The organism is Variovorax sp. J31P179, assembly GCF_030316985.1.
GTDB classification, from domain to species: Bacteria; Pseudomonadota; Gammaproteobacteria; order Burkholderiales; family Burkholderiaceae_C; genus Variovorax; species Variovorax ginsengisoli_B.
The window spans coordinates 284,410-305,413 of the sequence record NZ_JASZYL010000001.1 but is presented as its reverse complement, the minus strand read 5'-3'; the positions used below and the strand labels follow the sequence as shown (position 1 = coordinate 305,413).

17 protein-coding genes are annotated in these 21,004 nt (G+C 68.2%); 9 read left to right on the top strand and 8 right to left on the bottom strand.

The features are described from left to right. Window positions 1-30: 30 nt before the first annotated feature. Together QTI17_RS01535 and QTI17_RS01530 are read right to left on the bottom strand one after the other, a co-directional pair. Complete coding sequence (locus QTI17_RS01535; protein ID WP_286530608.1) at window positions 31-1,047, bottom strand: alpha/beta fold hydrolase; 1,017 nt, start codon at window positions 1,045-1,047, stop codon at window positions 31-33. A gap of 207 nt (window positions 1,048-1,254) precedes the next feature. Then, the gene (locus QTI17_RS01530; RefSeq protein WP_286530607.1) at window positions 1,255-2,022 is read right to left on the bottom strand and encodes an alpha/beta fold hydrolase; all 768 of its coding nucleotides are present in this window, start codon (window positions 2,020-2,022) and stop codon (window positions 1,255-1,257) included. A 399-nt stretch (window positions 2,023-2,421) separates the two neighbouring features. Here QTI17_RS01530 and QTI17_RS01525 point away from each other — a divergent pair, with 399 nt between their 5' ends. Next, window positions 2,422-3,015: a cytochrome P460 family protein gene (locus tag QTI17_RS01525; protein ID WP_286530606.1), complete on the top strand. Its 594-nt coding sequence runs from the start codon at window positions 2,422-2,424 to the stop codon at window positions 3,013-3,015. A gap of 42 nt (window positions 3,016-3,057) precedes the next feature. Here the strand turns inward: QTI17_RS01525 and QTI17_RS01520 are convergent, their stop codons facing one another. The 4 genes from QTI17_RS01520 to QTI17_RS01505 form a co-directional block, all read right to left on the bottom strand. After that, complete coding sequence (locus tag QTI17_RS01520; protein ID WP_286530605.1) at window positions 3,058-3,435, bottom strand: response regulator transcription factor; 378 nt, start codon at window positions 3,433-3,435, stop codon at window positions 3,058-3,060. Window positions 3,436-3,584: 149 nt separating this feature from the next. Further along, on the bottom strand, window positions 3,585-4,598 hold the full coding sequence (locus QTI17_RS01515; protein WP_286530604.1) for a sensor histidine kinase: 1,014 nt from the start codon (window positions 4,596-4,598) through the stop codon (window positions 3,585-3,587). Window positions 4,599-4,751: 153 nt separating this feature from the next. Beyond that, window positions 4,752-5,417: a response regulator transcription factor gene (locus QTI17_RS01510; protein WP_286530603.1), complete on the bottom strand. Its 666-nt coding sequence runs from the start codon at window positions 5,415-5,417 to the stop codon at window positions 4,752-4,754. Between the two features lie 23 nt (window positions 5,418-5,440). Beyond that, the gene (locus tag QTI17_RS01505) at window positions 5,441-10,558 is read right to left on the bottom strand and encodes a trifunctional serine/threonine-protein kinase/ATP-binding protein/sensor histidine kinase (protein ID WP_503011014.1); all 5,118 of its coding nucleotides are present in this window, start codon (window positions 10,556-10,558) and stop codon (window positions 5,441-5,443) included. Between the two features lie 403 nt (window positions 10,559-10,961). Between QTI17_RS01505 and QTI17_RS01500 the strand changes: the two genes are divergently transcribed. Genes QTI17_RS01500 through QTI17_RS01490 form a run of 3 tightly spaced genes read left to right on the top strand, consistent with a single transcriptional unit; the run spans window position 10,962 to window position 12,069 of the window. Continuing rightward, entirely contained in the window at window positions 10,962-11,345 is a 384-nt protein-coding gene (locus QTI17_RS01500; protein WP_286530601.1) for a hypothetical protein, read from the top strand. Between the two features lie 15 nt (window positions 11,346-11,360). Then, window positions 11,361-11,939 carry a thioredoxin family protein gene (locus tag QTI17_RS01495; protein WP_286530600.1) on the top strand — a complete coding sequence of 193 codons (579 nt, stop codon included), beginning with the start codon at window positions 11,361-11,363 and terminating at the stop codon, window positions 11,937-11,939. A gap of 1 nt (window position 11,940) precedes the next feature. After that, on the top strand, window positions 11,941-12,069 hold the full coding sequence (locus tag QTI17_RS01490; protein ID WP_286530599.1) for a hypothetical protein: 129 nt from the start codon (window positions 11,941-11,943) through the stop codon (window positions 12,067-12,069). A gap of 13 nt (window positions 12,070-12,082) precedes the next feature. Here the strand turns inward: QTI17_RS01490 and QTI17_RS01485 are convergent, their stop codons facing one another. Further along, a complete protein-coding gene (locus tag QTI17_RS01485) occupies window positions 12,083-12,826 on the bottom strand; it encodes a response regulator (protein ID WP_286530598.1) in 744 nt (247 codons plus the stop codon). A gap of 284 nt (window positions 12,827-13,110) precedes the next feature. Between QTI17_RS01485 and QTI17_RS01480 the strand changes: the two genes are divergently transcribed. From QTI17_RS01480 to QTI17_RS01460, 5 genes are all read left to right on the top strand, one after another. Beyond that, window positions 13,111-13,527, top strand: coding sequence for an organic hydroperoxide resistance protein (locus tag QTI17_RS01480; protein ID WP_286530597.1), 417 nt, complete (start codon window positions 13,111-13,113; stop codon window positions 13,525-13,527). 108 nt (window positions 13,528-13,635) lie between these two features. After that, window positions 13,636-14,997 (top strand): sensor histidine kinase, encoded by a 1,362-nt coding sequence (locus QTI17_RS01475; protein ID WP_286530596.1) that lies wholly within the window; start codon window positions 13,636-13,638, stop codon window positions 14,995-14,997. A 3-nt stretch (window positions 14,998-15,000) separates the two neighbouring features. Next, the gene (locus QTI17_RS01470; protein ID WP_286530595.1) at window positions 15,001-16,809 is read left to right on the top strand and encodes a cytochrome c biogenesis protein DipZ; all 1,809 of its coding nucleotides are present in this window, start codon (window positions 15,001-15,003) and stop codon (window positions 16,807-16,809) included. 149 nt (window positions 16,810-16,958) lie between these two features. Then, window positions 16,959-19,361: an arylsulfatase gene (locus QTI17_RS01465; protein WP_286530594.1), complete on the top strand. Its 2,403-nt coding sequence runs from the start codon at window positions 16,959-16,961 to the stop codon at window positions 19,359-19,361. A 21-nt stretch (window positions 19,362-19,382) separates the two neighbouring features. Further along, window positions 19,383-19,994 (top strand): DUF938 domain-containing protein, encoded by a 612-nt coding sequence (locus tag QTI17_RS01460; RefSeq protein ID WP_286530593.1) that lies wholly within the window; start codon window positions 19,383-19,385, stop codon window positions 19,992-19,994. 39 nt (window positions 19,995-20,033) lie between these two features. Here the strand turns inward: QTI17_RS01460 and QTI17_RS01455 are convergent, their stop codons facing one another. After that, the gene (locus QTI17_RS01455) at window positions 20,034-20,999 is read right to left on the bottom strand and encodes a Bug family tripartite tricarboxylate transporter substrate binding protein (RefSeq protein WP_503011007.1); all 966 of its coding nucleotides are present in this window, start codon (window positions 20,997-20,999) and stop codon (window positions 20,034-20,036) included. Between the last annotated feature and the right edge of the window lie 5 nt (window positions 21,000-21,004).

The window sequence follows — 21,004 nt, the reverse complement described above, 5'->3', positions numbered from 1 at the left end:
GAGGTGCTTGTTCGCCGACCGGACGGCGCCTTACCCGCGTGCAAGATCGAGCACGGCCCTTGCGAAGGCCTCGGGGGCTTCCTGCGGCAGGTTGTGGCCGATGCCACCGCTCACCAGCCGATGTTCGTAGCGCCCCGAGAACTTCTTCGCGTAGGTGCTGGGCTCCGGATGCGGCGCGCCATTGGCATCGCCTTCGAGGGTGATGGTCGGCACGCCGATCACGGGCGCCTTGGCCAGGCGGTCCTCGAGCGGCTGGTACTTCGCCTCGCCGTCGGCCAGACCGAGGCGCCAGCGGTAGTTGTGGATCGTGATGGCCACGTGGTCGGGATTCTCGAGTGCCGCTGCGCTGCGGTCGAAGGTCGCCGCATCGAAGTTCCACTTCGGCGATGCCAGTTGCCAGATGAGCTTGGCGAATTCGTGGCGATTCTTCTCGTAGCCCGTGCGGCCGCGCTCGGTCGCGAAGTAGTACTGGTACCACCACTGCAGTTCGGCCTGCGGTGGCAGCGGCACCTTGCCGGCCGCCTGGCTGCCGATCAGGTAGCCGCTGACCGAGACCAGCGCATTGACCCGTTCCGGCCAGAGCGCGGCCATGATGCAGGCCGTTCGTGCGCCCCAGTCGCAACCGGCCACCGTGGCGGTGCGGATGTCGAGCGCATCCATCAGCGCGATGATGTCCACGGCGACCACCGATTGCTGCCCGTTGCGTGGCGTGTCGGCCGACAGGAAGCGCGTGGTTCCGTAGCCGCGCAGATGCGGCACGATGACCCGCAAGCCTGCCGCCGCCAGCGCCGGCGCCACGTCGACGAACATGTGGATGTCGTACGGCCATCCGTGCAGCAGGATCACCGGTGCGCCGTTGGCCGGCCCCGCTTCGTAATAGCCGATGTTGAGCGTGCCGGCATCGATGCTCTTGAGCGGTTCGAGGCGCTGGAGTGCGCGAGCGGGTTGGGCGAAGGCCGGTGTGACCGCCGAGAGCTGGGCGGCGGCGGCGCCGAGCGCGGTCGCGGTGAGGAAGCGCCGGCGGGGCAGTTGGAACGACGGTGTCATATTTGAATCTCCTGAGCAAGGGTGGGCGGTGGAAGGGTGGTCCAGATGGTGCCCGCGGGATCGCGGTTCGGCAGCTACTGCGTATCGCTCTGTATCTGCGGCTGTCTTCTCGACAATAAATTTCGATGCCTGGGTCGATGGGCCGATCCGGACCGTCCCATCGATCTGGCCGGCCTGCGTGGCGACAGGCCGGGCCTGGCAGTCCGTCTAGCGGTTTGCGGCTTCGACGATGAGCTTGGCGACCACATCGGGCTTCGACGTCATCACGACGTGCGAAGCGCCTTTGACGACCACCGTCTTCATGGACTTGGCGCGCTCGGCCATGAAGGCCTGTGCCGCCGGCGGGATGTTCTTGTCGCCGTCACCGTAGACGAACCACGAGGGGACCGTCTTCCATGCCGGTGCTCCGGCCGGCTCGCCGAGCGCCGCCTCGGCGATGGGGCGCTGCGTCGCGGCCATGAGACGCGCAGCGACGACGGGCACGTCAGCGGCGAACTGGTCGTGGAACCTGTCTTTCAAGATGTACAGGTCCTTGCCACCATCCGCGAGTGCGACCGGTGGTGCCAGCGCGGGCCCGAGCGTGCTGCCAGGGAACTTGCCGCTGAGATCGGCGGCCGACTCACCCGCTTCTGGTGCGAACGCAGCCACGAAGACAAGCGCTTTCACGTTGCTCTTGCCAGTGGCGGCACTGGAGATCACGGAACCGCCGTACGAGTGGCCCACCAGCACCACCGGTCCCTTGATTGAATCGACGATCCCCGCGATGTAGGCCGCGTCGGATTTGACGCCGCGCAGCGGGTCTGCCGCAGCGATGACCGGGTAGTGCTGTGCTTCGAGCTTGCGGATCACGCCGTCCCAGCTCGATGATTCGGCGAAGGCGCCATGGACGAGCACGACGGTGGGCTTGACATGCTGCGCGGTGCCGGCGGTCTGCGCCGAAGCGGTGAGCGTGACGAAGACGCCCGCCAGTGCCATCAGGCCTCCGATGGCGACCGTGCGAGCGCGGCGGCGGCTAAGTTGTTTCATTCGAATTTCCTGTCGTTGAAGTAGAGAGCGAAGAGGAGTGATCGTCCTTCGCAACGCAAGAAGGCGCGCGGGGGGCAAGCACGGACGCGGTTATAGGATGCGCAGCCACGCGCACCGCTGATCTGTGTATGGCACTGTGTCTGCCGAACCGCCTGACACGAGGAATTACGCGAACGCATCACGGCGATGCGCCCCCGCGCCGCTCGCCGGTGAAACGTAGTGTGGCTGTCCGCAGTGGAGATACGCGGGCATACGAAGTCCGGTCCGCAAGAGGCAAGGTCGCCGAACAATCGACGTGCTCTGGGACTCACCTCCAGCCCATATTTTCAACACTCAAGGGTCCGTCTCATGAAACGACTCGACACGCAGCAGGCTTCCGCCTGTAACGCCAAAAGACTCGATGAATCACCGTCTCCAGACCGGGCGGTGTTGGCGGCGCTCACTGGCCTTGGCGTCCTTGCGCTCGCGGCCGCCGCGGCCGTCTTCTCGGTGGCCTCCAACGCCTCTGCGGACGCGAAGACGACGGCTGCCTCGCCCCTGTACGGCGTCACGATTCCCGAGGGCTACAGGCAGTGGCGACTGATCGCACCGGCCATCGAGGCAGAGCCGTTGAACGAGCTTCGGGCGGTGCTCGGAAACGCCAAGGCCGTCGAGGCCTACGACCAGGGCAGCCTTCCGTTCCCGGACGGCACCGTCCTTGTCAAGCTGGCATGGAAGCAGGTGCAGTCGTCGGAGTCCCCTCCCGCCACTGTTCCGGGCGCGGCCACGACCGTTCAAGTGATGGTGAAGGACGCGAAGAAATACGCCGCCACGGGTGGCTGGGGCTTCGGCCGGTTCGTGAACGGAAAGCCCGTCGACCTGGCACAGCACCAGACCTGTTTCGCCTGCCACCAGGCGCTGGTGAAGAACCACGACTACGTGTTCACGCGGCTGGCACGCTGACGCGCAAAGCGCCCCGTCCCCAACGGGGCCGTCGCCACGTCGTCAGCCGTGCGCGAGCGCCAGCTCGATCCAGGTCTTCAGCTCGTCGGCGTCGATCGGCTTTTCGATCAGGCACAGCGCCGAGCTGGCCGCCACGCGCTCGCGCACGCGGGTCGATGCGAAGGCGGTGATGAACAGCGTGCGGACATGGATGCCCCGGCCTTGGAGCCGGTCCAGCAACTCGATCCCGTCCATCGCCGGCATCTGCACATCGCACACCAGGCAGTGCGTACGCGCCGCCGTGCCGGAGGCAAGGAAAGCCGAGGCCGATGCGAACTCGCGCGCTTCCCAGCCGAGCGAGCGCACGAGGCTGCTCGTCGCGGTGCGCACGAAAGAATCGTCGTCGACGATGGACACGAGCGCGATGCGATGGGAGGACAAGTGAGAATCCGGCTCTTTACCTGGGAAAGCGGCTGGGACCATCCCATCATTGCCCGGTGGCCCAGAATACCGCCGCGAGCGCGCGGCGCCATCATATGAAGGTATGGGCGCTGGACCTTCGCCGGCCTGGAGGTCCCGCTCGAGCGGCGTCATGCCATTGCGAGCGGCAGCGTCAGGCGTGCCTCGAGCCCCCCGCCGCGGCGGTTCTGCAGCAGGAGCTCGCCTTGCATGGACCGCGCGAGGCGCCGGGCGATCGCCAGGCCCAGGCCCGATCCCGGCTTGTGCTCCTGTCCCTGCCGTGCCCGCACCCAAGGGGAAAGGACGGCCTCCATCTGCGCCGGGCAAATGCCCGGTCCCGAGTCGATCACGGCCAGCACCAGGCTGCGGGTATCGACGCGGGCGCTGATCCGCACGTCGGTGCCATACCGCAGCGCGTTGTCGATCAGGTTGGCAAGCACGCGGCGCAGCGCCAGCGGGCACGCGGCCACCGGCCGGCCGATATGCCCATCCAGCGCGATCGCCCGGCCCGCGTCGCGGTAGTCGCGCACCAGGTTGCCGATCAGGCCGTCGGCATCGACACGCTGCTGCGGCTCGGCCACGCTGCGCTGCATCCATGCGCTCGCGACGCTGGCCTCCACCAGTTCGCGCATCTCCGCGAGGTCCCGCGCCATGGCTTCGCGTGCCGCGGGATCCTCCAGCATCTCGCAACGCAGTCCCATGCGAGTGAGCGGCGTGCGCAGGTCGTGCGCATAGGCGGCCTGGACATCCAGATGCTCTGCCTCGCGCTCCGCCTGGCGGCGGCGGACTGCGTTGATGGAGCGCGCGAGCTGCGCAATGGCCATCGGGCCAGTGACCGCGATGGCGGGCAGCCTGGCGTCCTTGCCTTCCCGATCCAGCTCACGGGCAATTCGCATCGCGCCGGCGCGGTGGGCGTGGACGGTGAAGCCGAAGAGGGCGCCGAGCAGCACAAGACCGACCAGCAGCGTCAGGGACAGCATCCCCCACAGGCTGGCATCGACCGTGGAGGCTGCGGATGGCAGCATCGCGGCATGGGTGGTCTGGCCGAGGGTGGCGATGGCGAGCGCGCGGCCCGCGATCATCGCGATTCGAGCCGCGGACGCGGCGGGGGCGGCGCCGGGGTGCTTCACGGGGCTGTTCGTCATCTTCGTTCTCCTGTTGCCGTCGCAATGGGCGGCATGGGGAGATGACATCACGCGCAGTGCCAGGTGCGCCATTGCACCCGCGTTCGCCCGACCCCTACGAAGGTTTGCCCTTGTCATGCGGGCGCGCAGCGGACCATGGGCCGGGCGCGGCGCTCAGTGCGTGCCTTGGAGCACGCCGAGCGCTTCCATCTTGCGCACCAGCTCGGCGACCGAGCGGGAGTTCATCTTGCGCATGGCCTGGCCGCGATGGATCTTGGCGGTGATCTCCGCGATCCCCATCTCGGCGGCGATCTGCTTGTTCATGAGGCCTCCGGCCACATGCTGCATCACCTCGCGCTCGCGCGGCGTCAGGGCATCCCAGCCGTTTCGAACCGCAAGCAACCGGCGCGCCGCCTCGAGTCGCCTGGCGTCGCTGTCCAGCGCGGCGGTGACCGCATCGATCATGTCCTGGTCGCGGAAGGGCTTGCTCAGGAAGTCCACGGCACCCGCTTTCATCGCCTTCACGGTCATTGCGATGTCGCCGTGCCCGGTCATGAAGACGATGGGAATCGGCGGGCGGGCAAGCTGGAGCAGGCTCTGCTGCAATGCAAGGCCGCTTTGGCCGCGCAAGCGCACGTCAAGCACGAGGCAGGACGGCCCGTCGGCGCGCGCGGCGGCGAGGAATGCTTCGGTCGAGTCGAAAGCGCGAACCTCCAGGCCGATGGAGCGCAACAGGCTGCCCAGCGCGCCGCGCACGAGATCGTCGTCATCGACGATGTAGGCGACACGGGGATCGCTGTCGGGGCGAGTGCCGGTCGGGATGGCGGGGGCGGGATGCATGGTTCGGTGGCTGGCGAAATGGTTCAGACGTTCCGGGCCGCAGCGCCCGGGTCCAGGCGCGGCAGCGAGAACACGGCGCGCGTGCCCGCCGTCTTGCGCGGCAGCAGCGCGAGCGTCCCGCCGTGCGCATCGAGGATCGACTTGCAGATCGCCAGACCCATGCCCATGCCGTTGGCCTTGGTGGTGAACAGGGGCTGGAGCAGCTTGTCGGCGGTCCCGGCGCCAATGCCGCTGCCGACGTCGTCCACCGCGACCTGGGCGCGGCCTTCGTCGTCGGTCGCACACGCGAAGCGCAGCAGCCGTGGGCCGTGCTCGAGCGCCGTCATCGCCTCGGCGCCGTTCATCAGGAGATTGACCGCGACCTGCTGCAGCTGGACGCGGTCGCCGCGCACCTGCACCGGTGCGTCCAGGCCTCGAAGCTCAAGGGCGACGCCCAGCGATTCGAGCGGACCGGCGACCAGCGTCGCCGCTTCGCGCAGCGCTTCGCCGAGATCGAAGGGGGCGAACTGCGGCTCGGCGTTGCGCGCCTTGGACCTGAGGCTCTGGATGATGGTGCGCGCTCGCAGTGCACTCTTGCTGATGTGCGCCAGCATCTGGCGCGCCTCGTCGATGTCGGGCGTGCTGCGATCGAGCCAGCGCAGAGCGGCACTGGCGGAGGTGTCGACCGCTGCGATCGGCTGGCCGATCTCGTGGACGATGGAGGCGACGAGTTCGCCCATGGCCTTGAGGCGGCTGGCGCGCTCGAGTTCGGCGAGGGCGCCGCGCAGCTGTTCCTCGGCGACGGCCCGCTGCCGATTCTGATCGAGCAGTTCGTCGTACAGGCGCGCATTCTCCAGGGCGAAGGCTGCCTGCGAGGCGATCACCTCCAGCAGCTCGGCCTTGGCGAGCGTGAACACCTGGGCCGCGAGGTTGTTCTCGAGGTACAACGCGCCGATCAGGGTCGCGTGGCGCATCATCGGCACGCACAACACCGAGCGCGGGCGCCGGACGCGAACGTAGTGGTCTTGTGCAAGGGAGGGTTCCTCGCGCGCGTCGCCCACCACCAGGCACTGTTGGGTGCGCGCGACGGCCTGCACGATCGATACCGGAAGAATCTCGCTGCCGAAAGCGGGCACCTCCTGCGTCACCGGAATGGCGCCATCGAGCACGCGTGCCTGCGCGCGCACCTGCCAGACGCCGTGACGCAGCAGCGCCAGCGTGCCGCGTTCGGCGCCGGCACTCTCGAGCGCGGTGCGCAACACGGTTTCGATCAGTCGGGCGGGAACGATGTCGCTCGCGAGCGCGGTCGAGATGCGCAGCACGGCCTGCGCGTCGAGCGCCTGCAGTCGGCTCGCCGCCGGCGGCCACGCGTCCTGCTCGAAAACCGCAGGATGGGCAGCCTGCAGTTGCCGTACCTTGGCCGCGGCACCCCAGCGCTGCCATGCGCCGCGGGCATGGCGCAGGTTGCCTTGTGCGGAGAGTTCGTCGCCGCGGCCGGTGTGGAACGCCGCCGCCAGTTCGGCGGCCAGTGCCTCGATCTGCGTGAAGCCGTGTCGGCGGGCATGCGAGACCGAGCGGACGTAGGCCTCGGCGGCTTGCAGCGGCTCGCCGCCGACCCGCGCCAGCTCGGCGCGCACGAGGTCGAATCGGGCCGAGAAGTTGTCGGGGCAGACTTCGGCCCAGGCTGCGAGCTGCGCCACGTCGCGGTGCAGCGCCGCCTGCTGGTCCGGGTCCCGCACCGGCAGCGCCAGCAGTGCCAGCGCGCCGTAGAACGGCAGTTCGCCGCTCTCTGCAAAGGTGCGCCCGGCCGACGCACAGGCCTGGGCACGCCGGCGCGCCTCGAGGGCGTCGGGGAGGTCACCCGACAGCAGTGCCCCCTGCAGGCGGTACACCCAGTATTCGAAGTCCACCAGTGTGGTCGACGCGCCTTCCTGAGGCACGCTCGGTGGCTCGGGCAGGTGCCCGTCGGTGCCGTCCTGTAGCCGAGCAAGAAGCACCTTCTGCGCCAGCAGCGCGTTGACGACGAACTGGAAATTGGCGTCGCGCGCCAGGGTCAGGCCGTGCTCGACCGTATCGCGCACGTTACCGAGGAACTCGCCCGAGAACAGCAGGCCGCTGGCTTCGTTGGCGCCGCAATAGATCGCAAAGGTGTGGTCCGCGACATTCACCAGGACCTGGTAGGCACGGCGGATGAAGTCGCGCGCCGCACGGGCGGGCTGCGTCCAGGGCACGACCATGGTGCCGTAGGCCATGTAGACGCGGCCGCGGTAGAGCCGCAGGCCGCGCTCGTCGACCAGATGCAGCGCCAGCGCGCCGAACTCGCGCGCGGTGCCATAGTCGCCGTAGCGCACACCGAAGACCTGCGTCATGCACACATACCCATTCGCCGACGCGTCCGTATGGCCGTGCACGATGCCGAGGTTGGCCATGCGCAGCAGAATCAGATCGACCAGGTTCTGGTCGGTGTAGAGCGCTGGCGGAATGAGGTCGCAAAAGATGTTGGTGATCGCCAGGCGCAGCGGATCGACTGCGATCGGCAGGCGCCGCAGCGCGAGGATGCCGTGCCGGTCCAGCCAGGTCCGCAACTGCGTGTACTCACGGTCGACCGCCGCGTCGTCCGGCCGCATGGGGACGTGGATGCCTGCCTTGCGCAGAAAGCTCAGCCCGACGGCCAGCGCAAGGTCGAATCGCCCGAGGGTGGTGTACAGCGCTGCGCGCAGGCGCGCCAGGTCGGCGCCGAAGACGCCGTCGCCCGCCACCTGCTCCAGGGCCGACAGCCGCGCTTCGGCCGCCTCGAGGTTGCCGGTCAGGAATTCGGCTTCACCGCACGACGCGCGAGCGTTCAGCCCTTCCTCGGTGACGTCGTCCGCGCCCAGGAAATCGAGCGCGGCGCGGAAGAAGCCGAGCGCCGAATGGTGGGCGGTGGCGGCCTTGGCCTGACGGCCGGCTTCGAGGTTGAGCTTCGCGAAGTCGCGCCGTTCCTGAAGCGTGTCGACGGCCGATCGGGCGAGGTTGGCCTGCGCAGCGATCGCGAAGACGTGGGCCCGCGCCGTGGGGTGCGAGCTCTGGCGGCGCGCGATCTGAAGATGCAGCGAAGCGCGATCTGCCGGCGCCACGGATGCATAGGTCGCTTCGCGGAACCGGTCGTGGCAGAACACCCAGTCGTCGTCCTCGCGGCAGAGGGTTCCGGCTCGAAATGCGGGCTCGAGCGTAGCTTCAAGGCTGCGGATCGAACGGGCATCCGGCGCCAGCCCCGCGGCGACAGCCAGCGTTTCGCCCGACGCGCGTTGCCCGAGGAAAGCCAGCAGCTGCAGCGCGGACTGCGTCGGGGCCGGCAGTTCTTCGAAGCGGCGCACCAGCAGGTCGACGACGTTGTCGACGGCCGGATGCGCAGTGATGCGTTCCAGGCTCCAGCGCCACGCCGACGCCCCCGCGTCGTAGGAGAGAAGGCCGTCGTGGGCGAGCAGCCCGAGCAGGTGCTGGGTGAAGAACGGATTGCGCTGGGTCTTGCGGCCGACCACGTCCGTGAGCGGCCCCAGGCCGTCGGCGTCCTGCTGCAATGCCTGCGCGATCAACTCGCGCAGCGCGCGCTCGTCGAGCGGTCCGAGTTCCAGCTTCACTGAGGCGGGCACCTCGGCGAGCCGGTCTGCACGCAAGGGATGGTCGGCATCCACCTCGTTGCTGCGGAAGGTGCCGACCAACAGCAGCGGCGTGCCGGCATGCTGATGAAGCAGCCGTTCGAGCACCTCGAGTGCGCCGACGTCCGCCCATTGCAGGTCATCCAGCAGCAGCACCAGGGGCCGCGTGGCGGTCGCAAAGCAGGCCAGCAGGCGCGCCATGCCCTGGCGCACGCGCTCCCGTTCGAGCACGGCGGACGCGTCCGGGGTCTCGGTGGCTGCGGGTTGCGCACCCAGAACGACCGGCAGGGCGGGCAGGAAGCCGGCCAAGGTGCGATCCACGGCCGTCGTTGCGGCGCGGATCCGGTCCTGCCAGGTCGCAAACTCTTCCTCGGGACAGCCGAGCACGAACTGCAGCAATTGTTCCAGCGCCTGCACCAGGATCGCATAGGGCTGTCCGCGGGTGCCTTCGTCGCACTTGCCCGCGGCGACCAGGGGCGAGCCCGACTGCCGGATGCGCGCCACGGCTTCGCGCAGCAATATCGATTTGCCGATGCCCGACGGGCCCGAGACCCATGCGACGCGCGATCGCGAATCGCTGGCAGTCTGGCGGTAGAGCGACACCAGCGTCTCGAGCTCGGCGTCGCGGCCCAGCACCTGGTCCGTGTAGCGCACCCTGCGCAGGAGAGCCTGGGCGTCCAGCGCGAAGTGCGGGATGGATCCGTGCTGGCGATACAGGGTCTCGCAGCGATGCAGGTCGGCGAGCACACTGGCCGCGCTGTCATACCGGTGCTCTCGGGTCTTCTCGAGCAGTTTCAAGATCAGCAGCGACAACTGCCGTGGGATGCCCTCGACCAGATCGGAGGGTGGCGACGGCTTGTGGGTTGCATGCGCATGCACCCGCTGCGCAGGATCCGCACCCTGGAAAGGCGGCCTGCCGACCAGCAGTTCATGGAGGATGCAGCCCAGCGAATAGAGGTCCGCGCGTGCATCGACCCGCACGTTCATGCGCCCGCCGAGTTCGGGCGCCATATAGTCGAAGCTGATTTCGTCCCAGGCCAGATGCTCCTCCGGCAGCACATCATTTTCTGTGGCAATGCGGCTTGCGAAACCGAAGCCTGTCAGGCGGGCCCGGCCGTCGGGCGTGAGCAGGACACGATCCGGCGTCAGCGCGCGATGCATCACGCCTGCCGCGTGCATGGCAGCAGCGGCCGCGGTCAGTCGGATCGCAACGGCGATGAATGTGTCGATGCTGCGGACCGGGCGGTCCATGCGGCGCAGCAGTTCCCCGCCCGGGTCCTTCAGGACCAGCAGCGCGCCTTCACCATGCGGCACCAGGGCCAGCGGCAGCGCCGCCCAGTCTTCATGCAGCGCATTGCGGAACGCGTACTCGCGCTGCAGCGTGGCCTGAGCCGTCGGTTCTGTTCGGCCGCGTCCCGCAACGAGCACGGACACCCAACCGTCGGCGATGGCGCGCTCGAGGCGCGGCGCGGCCGCCCCCAGGTCGTGGAAATCGCGTGCCATCAGGCCGTGGTCGCAGACCATCGGATCGAGTTTCACTGGCACGCCGGAGCCGTTGCGCGGGGCGGATTCGGGGTTCGCGTCGCGAAGGCCCGCCTCGGGTCGCCGCGTGATTTCTTCTTGCTGCATGGAAACGGGCCTCCGCTCTTTCGCTTCGCGCCCATTGGAGCCCAGATGTTGGCACGCCGGCGGTGGCGGGCGTTGGCGTGTGTTAGCTCTTGTTAGATGCGCAGGTGTTGGCGGCCGCGAAGGCCTCCCATCCCGGTGTTCTGGGTTGCGGAGCGGGATCGAGACCTCGTCGTGAAACGTAGTGTGTGCGGTTGCCAGACTGACACAGAGGCATACGCAACGTCGGGCGAAGGCGAAGGGGGCGTCGAATAATCCGCTCGTTCCCTCTCCGAGCCCTACCTTCCATCAAGGAATCGCCATGAAGATCTCCCGAATCGCCAGTGCCGCCTCGCTGTCCGTCCTCGTTGCCCTGATCGCCGCGCAGGCCCATGCCGAGGAATATCAAGGCGTCCTGCAGACCCATTCGACGCTCGTCCGCGGTGACGTTCGCGCCCAGGCGGAGCTTGCTGCGCACGCCATCGATCCTTACTCGGAAGGCGCCTCTTCCGTCGTGGCCGCGGCACTTCCATCCCCGCGCGAGCGTTCCGCGGTGCAGTCCGAAGCCCGCGCAGTCGCTCACGCGCCGAGCCAGAATCTCTATGTCGAGGCCTTCGTGAACAGCCGGGTGCCGGTCCAGTACGGCATCCGCGGGGTGCTTCCGACACGTCAGGCCGGGATCGCCGACGGCGTCACCTTGCGCTGAACGCTGGAGCTCGCCGTGAACATGAAATCCAACGTGCTCCTCGTCGTCGCGGCCGCCGCGGCCTCGGTGGGCCTCCTGACCTTCGCGGCGCCGCCGCCCGGCGGGGACATCGCCACCGGCGCCGCGCAGAAGGCGCCAGCGTTCGCGAACATCGACCAATGGTTCAACTCGCGGCCGCTCCAGCTGGAAGCGCTGCGCGGCAAGGTCGTGCTGGTCGACTTCTGGACCTACACCTGCATCAACTGTCTCAACCACCTGCCCTACGTCAAGGCATGGAACGAGAAATACAAGGACCAGGGGCTGGTCGTCGTGGGCGTGCACACGCCGGAGATCGCCTACGAGAAGTCCGCCAGGAACGTGCAGGACGCCATCGACCGCCTGCAGATCAAGCACGCCGTGGCGCAGGACAACCAGTACGCCACCTGGAGGGCCTTCGACAACCAGTACTGGCCCGCGGTCTACCTGATCGACAAGCAGGGCAAGATCGTCTACTCGCATTTCGGCGAAGGCAGCTACGGCGCGACCGAGAAGAAGATCCAGGCCTTGCTGGCCGAGCAGCCGCCGGCATCGCCATCGCCATCGCCAGGAACCTGAGGTGAAGAAGCTCTGGTTCGTGCTGCTCTTCCTGGCGGGCGGCTTCGCGCACGAAGTGCGCAACCCGGTGAGTTGCCAATGCATCAACGCCCGCGCATCCGAGGGCGGGCGAAAACGCGGTCGCCCATGAATGGGCGGGACGCTCAGTCGTCCCGCGCCTCGACCGACGAAGCGAAGACGTAGCCCTCGCTGCGGACCGTCTTGATGTACCGCGGCTCGCGTGCATCCTCGCGCAGTCGCTGGCGCAGGCGACTCACCAGCAGGTCGATCGAGCGCTCGAAGAGTTCGGCTTCGCGGCCCTGGGTCAGGCTCAACAGCTGGTCGCGGGTCAGGACCTTCTGCGGATGATCGAGGAAGACGCGCAGCAGCCGGTACTCGGCGCCGCTCAGGGCCACCATCGTGCCGCTGTCGTCCAGCAGGTGGCGCGCCACCGTGTCCACCTGCCAGTCGCCGAAGACCAGCTTCCGGGTCGGCTCGACCGCGCCCATGTTGGGCGGCAGCATGCGCGTGCGGCGCATGACCGCGCGCAGGCGTGCGAGCAACTCGCGCGCGGAAAAAGGCTTGGCCAGGTAGTCGTCGGCGCCCATCTCCAGGCCCAGGATGCGGTCGGCCTCCTCGCTGCGCGCGGTGAGCATCAGGATGGGCGTCGCCTTGTACTTGCCGGTGCGCAGGTCGCGGCACAGCGTGAGCCCGTCTTCACCCGGCAGCATCAGGTCGAGAATGATCAGGTCGAAGGGGCCCGACGCCTCCAGCGCCGCGCGCATGTGCCGGCCGGTGGGCACGGCGACGACGCGCAAGCCGTTCTTGACCAGGTAGGTCGTGAGCAGCTCGCGGATTTCCCGGTCGTCGTCGACGATGAGGATGTGGTCCGAGGTCTTGGGGGTCATGACGTGGGTGGGGCGTGTGGTCCGCGGCAGCCGCAATGTAACTTGTCGCTTTCGCACCGCCAGCGGGTTTGTATTCGCAAGTATCCGACATGCAGCGGCGCCACACTATGTTGCGCGCCCTGCCTGCCGCTTCGGCCGCCAACCGGCTCGCAGGAGGCCGGGCTTGAAACGTAGTGTGTGCGTTTCCCGCGCGGATACAGAGGCATACGCAGGATGCGCCGGCGCGTTCGAACGCAGCCAACAATCCAGCCGTTCTCCATTCGAACCGCCTCAAGGAACACGCCATGACCTCCTCCGAAAAGATCCTCTACACCGGGAAGACCCGCACCACCGGCGGCCGCGCCGGCGCCTCGATCAGCAGCGACGGCCATCTGGACGTCAAGCTGTCGCCGCCCGGCGGGGCCGGCAACGGCACCAATCCCGAGCAGCTCTTCGCCGCCGGCTGGTCGGCGTGCTTCATCGGTGCCATGGGCCTCGCCGCCGGCAAGCGCTCGCTCAAGCTGCCCGCCGACCTGACCGTCGATGCGGAGATCGACCTGGCCAACGCCGACGGCGCCTATTTCCTCAAGGCCCGCTTGAACGTCAGCGTGCCGGGCGTCGAGCGCGAGGTCGTCCAGTCGCTGGTGGAGGCGGCGCACCAGACCTGCCCGTACTCCAAGGCCACGCGCGGCAACGTGGACGTCACGATCAGCGTGGTCTGACCGGACACGGGCCAGAACGGAAGGACTTCCATGGTGCTCCTCGGCGCTCGACAACGTGCGATGCAGGCCATGGGCCTTGCGGCCGAGCCGAGGTTTATAAACGCGTCAATGGCCACAGCTTCCAGTCCCGCCGCTCGCAGCGGCACCGGCGCCCTCCTGCGCCGCCTGGTGCCGCGCACCCTGTTTGCCCGCGTGACCTTGGTCATCGTGGTGGGCCTGGCGATCGCGCAGCTGCTGACTTTCGCCGCCATCCGCTACGAACGCGACACGGCCATGCGCGAGCTGATGATCGCCGGCATCGAGCGCGACATCGCCAGCTCGGTCGCCGTTCTCGATCGTCTGCCCGCGGCCGAACGGCCCGGCTGGCTCCAGCGGCTGGAACGGCGCAACTACCATTTTGTTCTGGGCGGCCGGGCCGAAGGGGTGGATCCCCGATCCCGGCAGTCGCAGCAATTCGCCAAGACCCTGGTCGACGCGATGCGGCCGTTCGAGATCGTCAAGGTCGCACAGGTGAGCCAGCCGCCCGAAGGCCTGCAGATCCAGGTGCGGCTGAGCGACGGCGCGTCGGTGGTGGTCCACGCCATGCGCGTGGGCATGCCGATGTCGCCCTGGGTGCCGTGGGTGCTGGCGCTGCAGCTGCTGGTGCTGGCCGCCTGCGCCTGGTTCGCTGTGCGGCTGGTCACGCGGCCCTTGGCCGACCTGGCCGCTGCGGCGGACCACCTGGGCCCCGACCTCCAGGCGCAGAAGCTCGACGAAGAAGGCCCCACCGAGGTGGCGCACGCCGCGCGCGCCTTCAATGCCATGCAGCAGCGGATCGGCGGCTACATGTCGGAGCGGGTGAAGATCCTCGCGGCCATTTCGCACGACCTGCAGACCCCCATCACTCGGATGCGGCTGCGTACCGACCTGATGGACGATGCACACGACCGCGTCAAGTTCCGCCAGGACCTCGACGAGATGAATTCGCTGGTGCGCGAAGGCGTGACCTATGCGCGCACCCTGCACGGCGCCACCGAGCCGCCGTTGCGCATGGATGCCGACGCACTGCTCGAAAGCATGGTGGCCGACTACGAAGACGCCGGCCAGCGGGTGCGCCTCGAGGGACGCGCCGGCGCGCCCATCGTGGGCCGGCCGAATGCGCTGCGCCGGATCGTCATGAACCTGGTCGACAACGCGCTCGGCTTCGGCAGCGATGTGCGCCTGCGAGTGCAGGCCGGCAACGATGAACTCGTCATCGCCGTGGTCGACAACGGCCCCGGCATTCCGCCCGACGAGCTGGACGCCGTCCTCAAGCCCTTCTACCGCGTCGAGAGCTCGCGCAACCGCAGCACCGGCGGCACCGGCCTGGGCCTGGCCATCGCGCACCAGCTCGCGATGGCCATGGGCGCCGTACTGGAGCTGCGAAACCGTCCCGAAGGCGGCCTGGAGGCACGCCTCATCCTGCCGACCCGACCCCTTGCTTCGTATTGAACCATGTTGATCCTTCTCATCGCCTATCTGGGCGGGGTGCTCACGATCCTGAGCCCTTGCATCCTCCCGGTGCTGCCCTTCGTATTCGCACGGGCCGACCGGCCATTCCGTTCGCACGGCCTGCCGATGCTGGCCGGCATGGCCATCGCCTTCGCGGCCATCGCAACGCTGGCGGCGGTGGGCGGCGGCTGGGTGGTCACGCTCAACGAATACGGGCGCTATGCGGCGATGGCGATGCTCGCGCTCTTCGGCGCGACGCTGTTGGTCCCGAGCCTGGCCGAGCGCCTGAGCCGCCCGCTGGTGGCGCTGGGGCTGCGGCTGGCCGAATCGCAGCACGACGGCCCGACGGCCAAGACCTCGGTGTTCTCGGCGCTGCTGCTGGGCGTCGGCACCGGGCTGTTGTGGGCGCCGTGCGCGGGGCCGATCCTGGGGCTCATTCTGACCGGCGCAGCGCTCAACGGCGCCAGCGTCGGGGCCTCGCTGTTGCTGCTGGCCTATGCGGCCGGGGCCAGCACCTCGCTGGCCGCGGCGCTGCTGTTCGGTGGGCGCTTGATCTCGGTCATGAAGCGTTCGCTGCACACGGGCGAATGGCTGCGCCGCACGGCCGGTGCGGCCGTGCTGGTGGGCGTGGGCGCGATCGCGCTGGGGCTGGACACCGGCCTGCTCGCCCGGCTCTCGGTCGGCACCACATCGGCACTGGAGCAGGCATTGCTGGAGAAGATCGGCATGCCGAAGCTGCAGCCGACACCCGCCGAGACAAGCGCCCGGCAGGAAGACGAAGACGCGGGCCTGGTGCGCACGGCCGCTTCGACGCCCGAGCCCTCGATAGCGCCGCTGCGCCGGCTGGGTGTGGAGGGCGACTTCCCGTCGCTGGCCGGTGCGGCCGAATGGATCAATTCGCCACCGCTGACCCCCGAGTCGCTGCGCGGCAAGGTGGTGCTGGTCGACTTCTGGACCTATTCGTGCATCAACTGCCTGCGCACGCTGCCCTACCTTCGTGCCTGGGCGCAGAAGTACAAGGAAGCGGGCCTCGTCGTCGTCGGCGTGCATTCGCCCGAGTTCGCCTTTGAGAAGCGCGCTGCCAATGTGCGCACGGCCACCCGGGATCTGGGCATCGACTTCCCGGTGGCGTTGGACAACGATTTCAAGATCTGGCGTCGCTTCGACAACCAGTCCTGGCCGGCGTTCTATTTCATCGATGCCGAGGGCCGCATCCGGCATCACCAGTTCGGCGAGGGCGGCTACCAGAAGGCCGAGCAGATCATCCGGCAGTTGCTGGGCGAAGCGGGGCAGCGCGACCTGCCGTCCGATGGGGTCGTGCCGAAGGGGCAGGGCACCCAGGCGGCCCCCGGCCCGGAGCTCGCCATGTCGAACGAGACCTATGTGGGCACGGCGCGTGCGAGCGGCTTCGCATCGCCTGGCGGCTTCGCGGGCGGTCGCGCGCATGGCTACCAGATTCCCGCCTCCCTGCGCACCAACCAGTGGGCGCTGGCCGGCGACTGGACCGTCGAGCCCGAGCGCGCCGTGTCCAACGGCGCGAACGGCCGCATCGCCTACCGCTTCCAGGCGCGCGACCTGCACCTGGTGCTCGGCCCCGCCGCCGATGGCAAGCCGGTGCGCTTCCGGGTGCGGGTCGATGGCAAGGCGCCGCTCGGAGACCACGGGGCGGACACCGACGAACAGGGCTATGGGACCATCGAGGCCCAGAAGCTCTATCAGCTGGTGCGCCAGCAGAAAGCCGGGAGCGATCGATTGTTCGAGATCGAGTTTCTCGACGGTGGGGCCCAGGCCTACGCGTTCACTTTCGGCTGAAGCCGTCGGCGTCCGCGATGCGGCCGGAATTTCCTGTGGCGGGCGGGTCGGGTTTCGCGTACGCTTTCGCCTCCACTCGAAAGCGGAGGCGCCAGGGGGCGGGCGCGTCCGCATGTGAAAACGCTCCATCGAATCTCGAGGAGAAGGTCGTGAGCACTCAAGCCAAGCCGAACAAGCAGGATTTGGATGAAGGGCGGATTCGCACGCATCTGCCGATGCGCAACACGTCCAGGCCCGGCCTGATCACCTACGACGCGCGCGACCCCGACACCCGCTTTCCGCCGATCGATCAGCTGCGCCCACCCCGGGGCGCGCCCAACGTGCTGATCATCCTGATCGACGATGCCGGCTTCGGCTCGTCCAGTGCCTTCGGCGGCCCTTGCCAGACGCCGAATGCCGAAAAGCTGGCCGCCGCCGGCCTGAAGTTCAATCGCTTCCACACCACCGCGCTGTGTTCGCCCACGCGACAGGCCTTGCTGACCGGGCGCAACCACCACTCCTGCGGCATGGGCGGCATCACCGAAATCGCCACCGGGGCCCCGGGCTACAGCTCGGTGCTTCCCAACTCCATGTCCCCCCTGGCCCGTACGCTCAAGCTCAACGGCTACTCGACGGCGCAGTTCGGCAAATGCCATGAGGTGCCGGTGTGGGAGACGAGTTCGGTCGGCCCGTTCGACGCCTGGCCCACCGGCGGTGGCGGCTTCGAGTATTTCTACGGATTCGTCGGCGGCGAAGCCAACCAGTGGTATCCGAGCCTGTATGAAGGCACCAATCCGGTCGAGCCGAAGAAGACCCCCGAGGAGGGCTATCACCTGATGGAGGACATGACCGACAAGGCCATGTCATGGATCGGGCAGCAGAAGGCGCTGGCGCCCGACAAGCCGTTCTTCGCCTACTTCGCGCCCGGCGCCACGCACGCACCCCATCACGTACCCAAGGAGTGGGCCGACAAGTACAAGGGCAAGTTCGACCAGGGGTGGGACCGGCTGCGCGAGGAAACCATTGCCCGGCAGAAAGCCCTGGGCGTGATCCCGGCCGATTGCGAACTCACTGCACGGCACGAGGAAATCCCCGCATGGGACGCGATGCCGGAAGCGCTCAAGCCGATCCTGCGCCGTCAGATGGAGGTCTACGCAGGCTTCATGGAGTTCACCGACCATCATGTGGGCCGCCTGCTCGACAGCCTCGAGAGGCTCGGCATCCTCGACGACACGCTCGTCTACTACATCGTCGGCGACAACGGGGCCTCCGCCGAGGGCACCTTGAACGGTGCCTACAACGAGATGGCCAACTTCAACGGACTGGCCGCACTCGAAACGCCCGAGTTCCTGATGGCCCGCTACGACAAGCTGGGTGGCCCGGAGTCGTACAACCACTATGCCGTGGGCTGGGCCCACGCGATGAACACACCCTACCAATGGACCAAGCAGGTGGCGTCCCACTGGGGCGGCACACGCAACGGGACGATCGTCCATTGGCCGAAGGGCATCCAGGCCAAGGGCGAGCTGCGCTCGCAGTTCCACCACGTGATCGACATCGCGCCGACGATCCTCGAGGCGGCAGGCCTGCCCGAGCCGGTCGAGGTCAACGGCGTGCCGCAAGACCCGCTCGAGGGCGTCAGCATGCTGTACACCTTCAACGACGCGAATGCGGCGGAGCGGCACGAGACGCAGTACTTCGAGATGTTCGGCAACCGGGGCATCTATCACAAGGGCTGGACGGCCGTCACCAAGCACGGGACGCCGTGGGTCCTCGTGGGTCGCAAGACCGTGCCGCTCGACGACGACGTCTGGGAGCTCTACGACACGACCAAGGACTGGAGCCAGGCCCGCGACCTGTCCAAGCAGATGCCCGGCAAGCTGCACGATCTGCAGCGCCTGTGGCTGATCGAGGCATCGCGCTACAAGGTGTTGCCCATCGACGACCGGGTGGTCGAAAAGATGAATCCCGACACCGCCGGCCGGCCCGTCCTGATCAGGGGAAAGACGCAGCTGCTGTTCGGCGGCATGAGCCGGCTGTCGGAGAACTGCGTGCTCAACCTCAAGAACAAGTCCCACTCGGTCACCGCCCAGATCGAGGTCCCTGACTCCGGCGCGCGCGGCGTGATCATCGCCCAGGGCGCGAACATCGGCGGCTGGAGCCTCTACGCGCATCAGGGCAAGCTCAAGTATTGCTACAACGTGGCGGGGGTGAACCACTATTTCGTGGAGTCCGCGCAGCCGCTGCCTTCCGGCGAGCACCAGGTGCGCATGGAGTTCGCCTACGCCGGCGGCGGTCTCGGCAAGGGCGGTGAGGTGAGCTTGTTCGTCGACGGCCAGAAGGTCGGCGAGGGTTCCCTTCCGATGACCCAGGCGATGATCTTCTCGGCGGACGACGGCTGCGATGTGGGCGAAGACAGCGGCGCGCCGGTGTCCCCCGACTACGGACCGAAGGACAACGCGTTCAACGGGCGCGTCAAGGGCGTGCAGCTCGCCATCGCCGATGCCGCAGAGAGCGTGGACCATCTGCTCGCGCCGGAGGATGCCCTGCACATGGCGATGGCCCGGCAATAGATGGCCGATCGCCCGACCAGGATGTCAGACCTTCCCAGCAGCCCGGCCGCCGACCGCAACAAGCAGCCCATCCTCGACGTCTTGCGCCGCGTCCTCGGCGAGCGCGGTGCCGCCCTCGAGATCGCCTCCGGCACCGGCCAGCATGCCGCGTGGTTCGCCGCGGCACTCGGCCAATGGGATTGGCAGCCCAGCGACGCGGACGCGGCGATGCTGCCCGCGATCGCCGAGCGGGTGGCCCGGTCGGGGCTGGCCAACCTCAGGCCGCCGCTGCTGCTGGACGTGATGTCGCCCCGATGGCTGCCGCAGGACGATGCGGGCCAGCGCTTCGACGTCATCTACTGCGCCAACATGCTGCACATCGCGCCGGCTGCGGCGTGCGCCGCCCTCATGGCAGGCGCCGCGCGGCACCTGGTGGCGGGCGGACTGCTGATCACCTACGGCCCCTATTTCGAAGCGGATGTTCCGCCGGCGCCGAGCAACCTGGCCTTCGATCAGAGCCTGCGGGCCCGCGACCCCGCCTGGGGCATCCGCCACCTGGACGAGGTGGCGGCAGAGGCGCGCCGGGCCGGGCTGGCCCTGCGTGAGCGCCAAGACATGCCCGCGAACAACTTGCTGCTGGTCTTCGGCGCCTGACGGGCGAGGAGGGTCGAACAGGCGCCACGCCCTTCCGAGTCAGTTCAACTTGATGCCGAAGGCCTTCACGATCTCCCCGTTGCGCTCGTATTCCGTGCGCACGTCCTCGGCGGCCTGCTCCAGCGTGCGCGATTCCGTGATGGGCTCGAAGCCGGTGCTGGCGTAGCGCGCCCGCACGACGGGCGAGGCGTTGATCTTGGTGAGTGTCGCGTGGATTTTGGCCAGCAGCGCCGGGGGCGTCTGCGACGAGGCGAACACGCCGCTCCAGTTGCTGAAGTTCACCTCCGGGTAGCCGAGCTCCGCCATGGTGGGCACGTTCGGGTATTCGGGCATGCGGCTCTTGTAGGCCACGGCCAGCAGCTTGACCTTGCCCGCCGCGATCATCGGCTTGGAGGTGACCGAGCCATCGAACATCAGCGGGATCTGGTTGCCCATGACCTGGGCCAGCGCAGGGGCCGAGCCGGCGAACGCCACGTGCTCCATGTCCAGCCCGGCCTTCCTGTTCAGGATGGCGCTGGCGTACTGCGACGAGGTGCCGGGGCTGTAGGAGGCCACCGAAACCTTGCCGGGGTTGGCCTTCACGTAGGCGATGGCTTCCTTCGCGTCATTGGCCGGGAACTGCGGCGCGGCAATGAACAGCATGTACGAGCGCGCCATCTCCGCGATGGGCTTCACGTCCTTGAGCGGGTCGAAGCCGCTCTTGACCACGTGCGGCGATTCGGTCAGCACGTTGGTCACGCTGACCAGCAGCACCTGGCCGTCGGCAGGCTGCGAGAGCATGTACTTGATGGCCACCGCGCCGCCCGCGCCCGGCTTGTTTTCAACGATCACGGGCTGGTTGATCTCTTGCGAGAGCTGGTCGCTGATGATGCGGGCGAAGACATCGATGGTGCCGCCCGGCGGGGCGGGCACCACGAGCTTGACGGGCTTGTCGGTGAAGGCCATCGCGGCGCTCGTGCACAAAAGGGCAGCGGCGGCGACAACAAGGGAACTACGGCGTTGCATGGGTC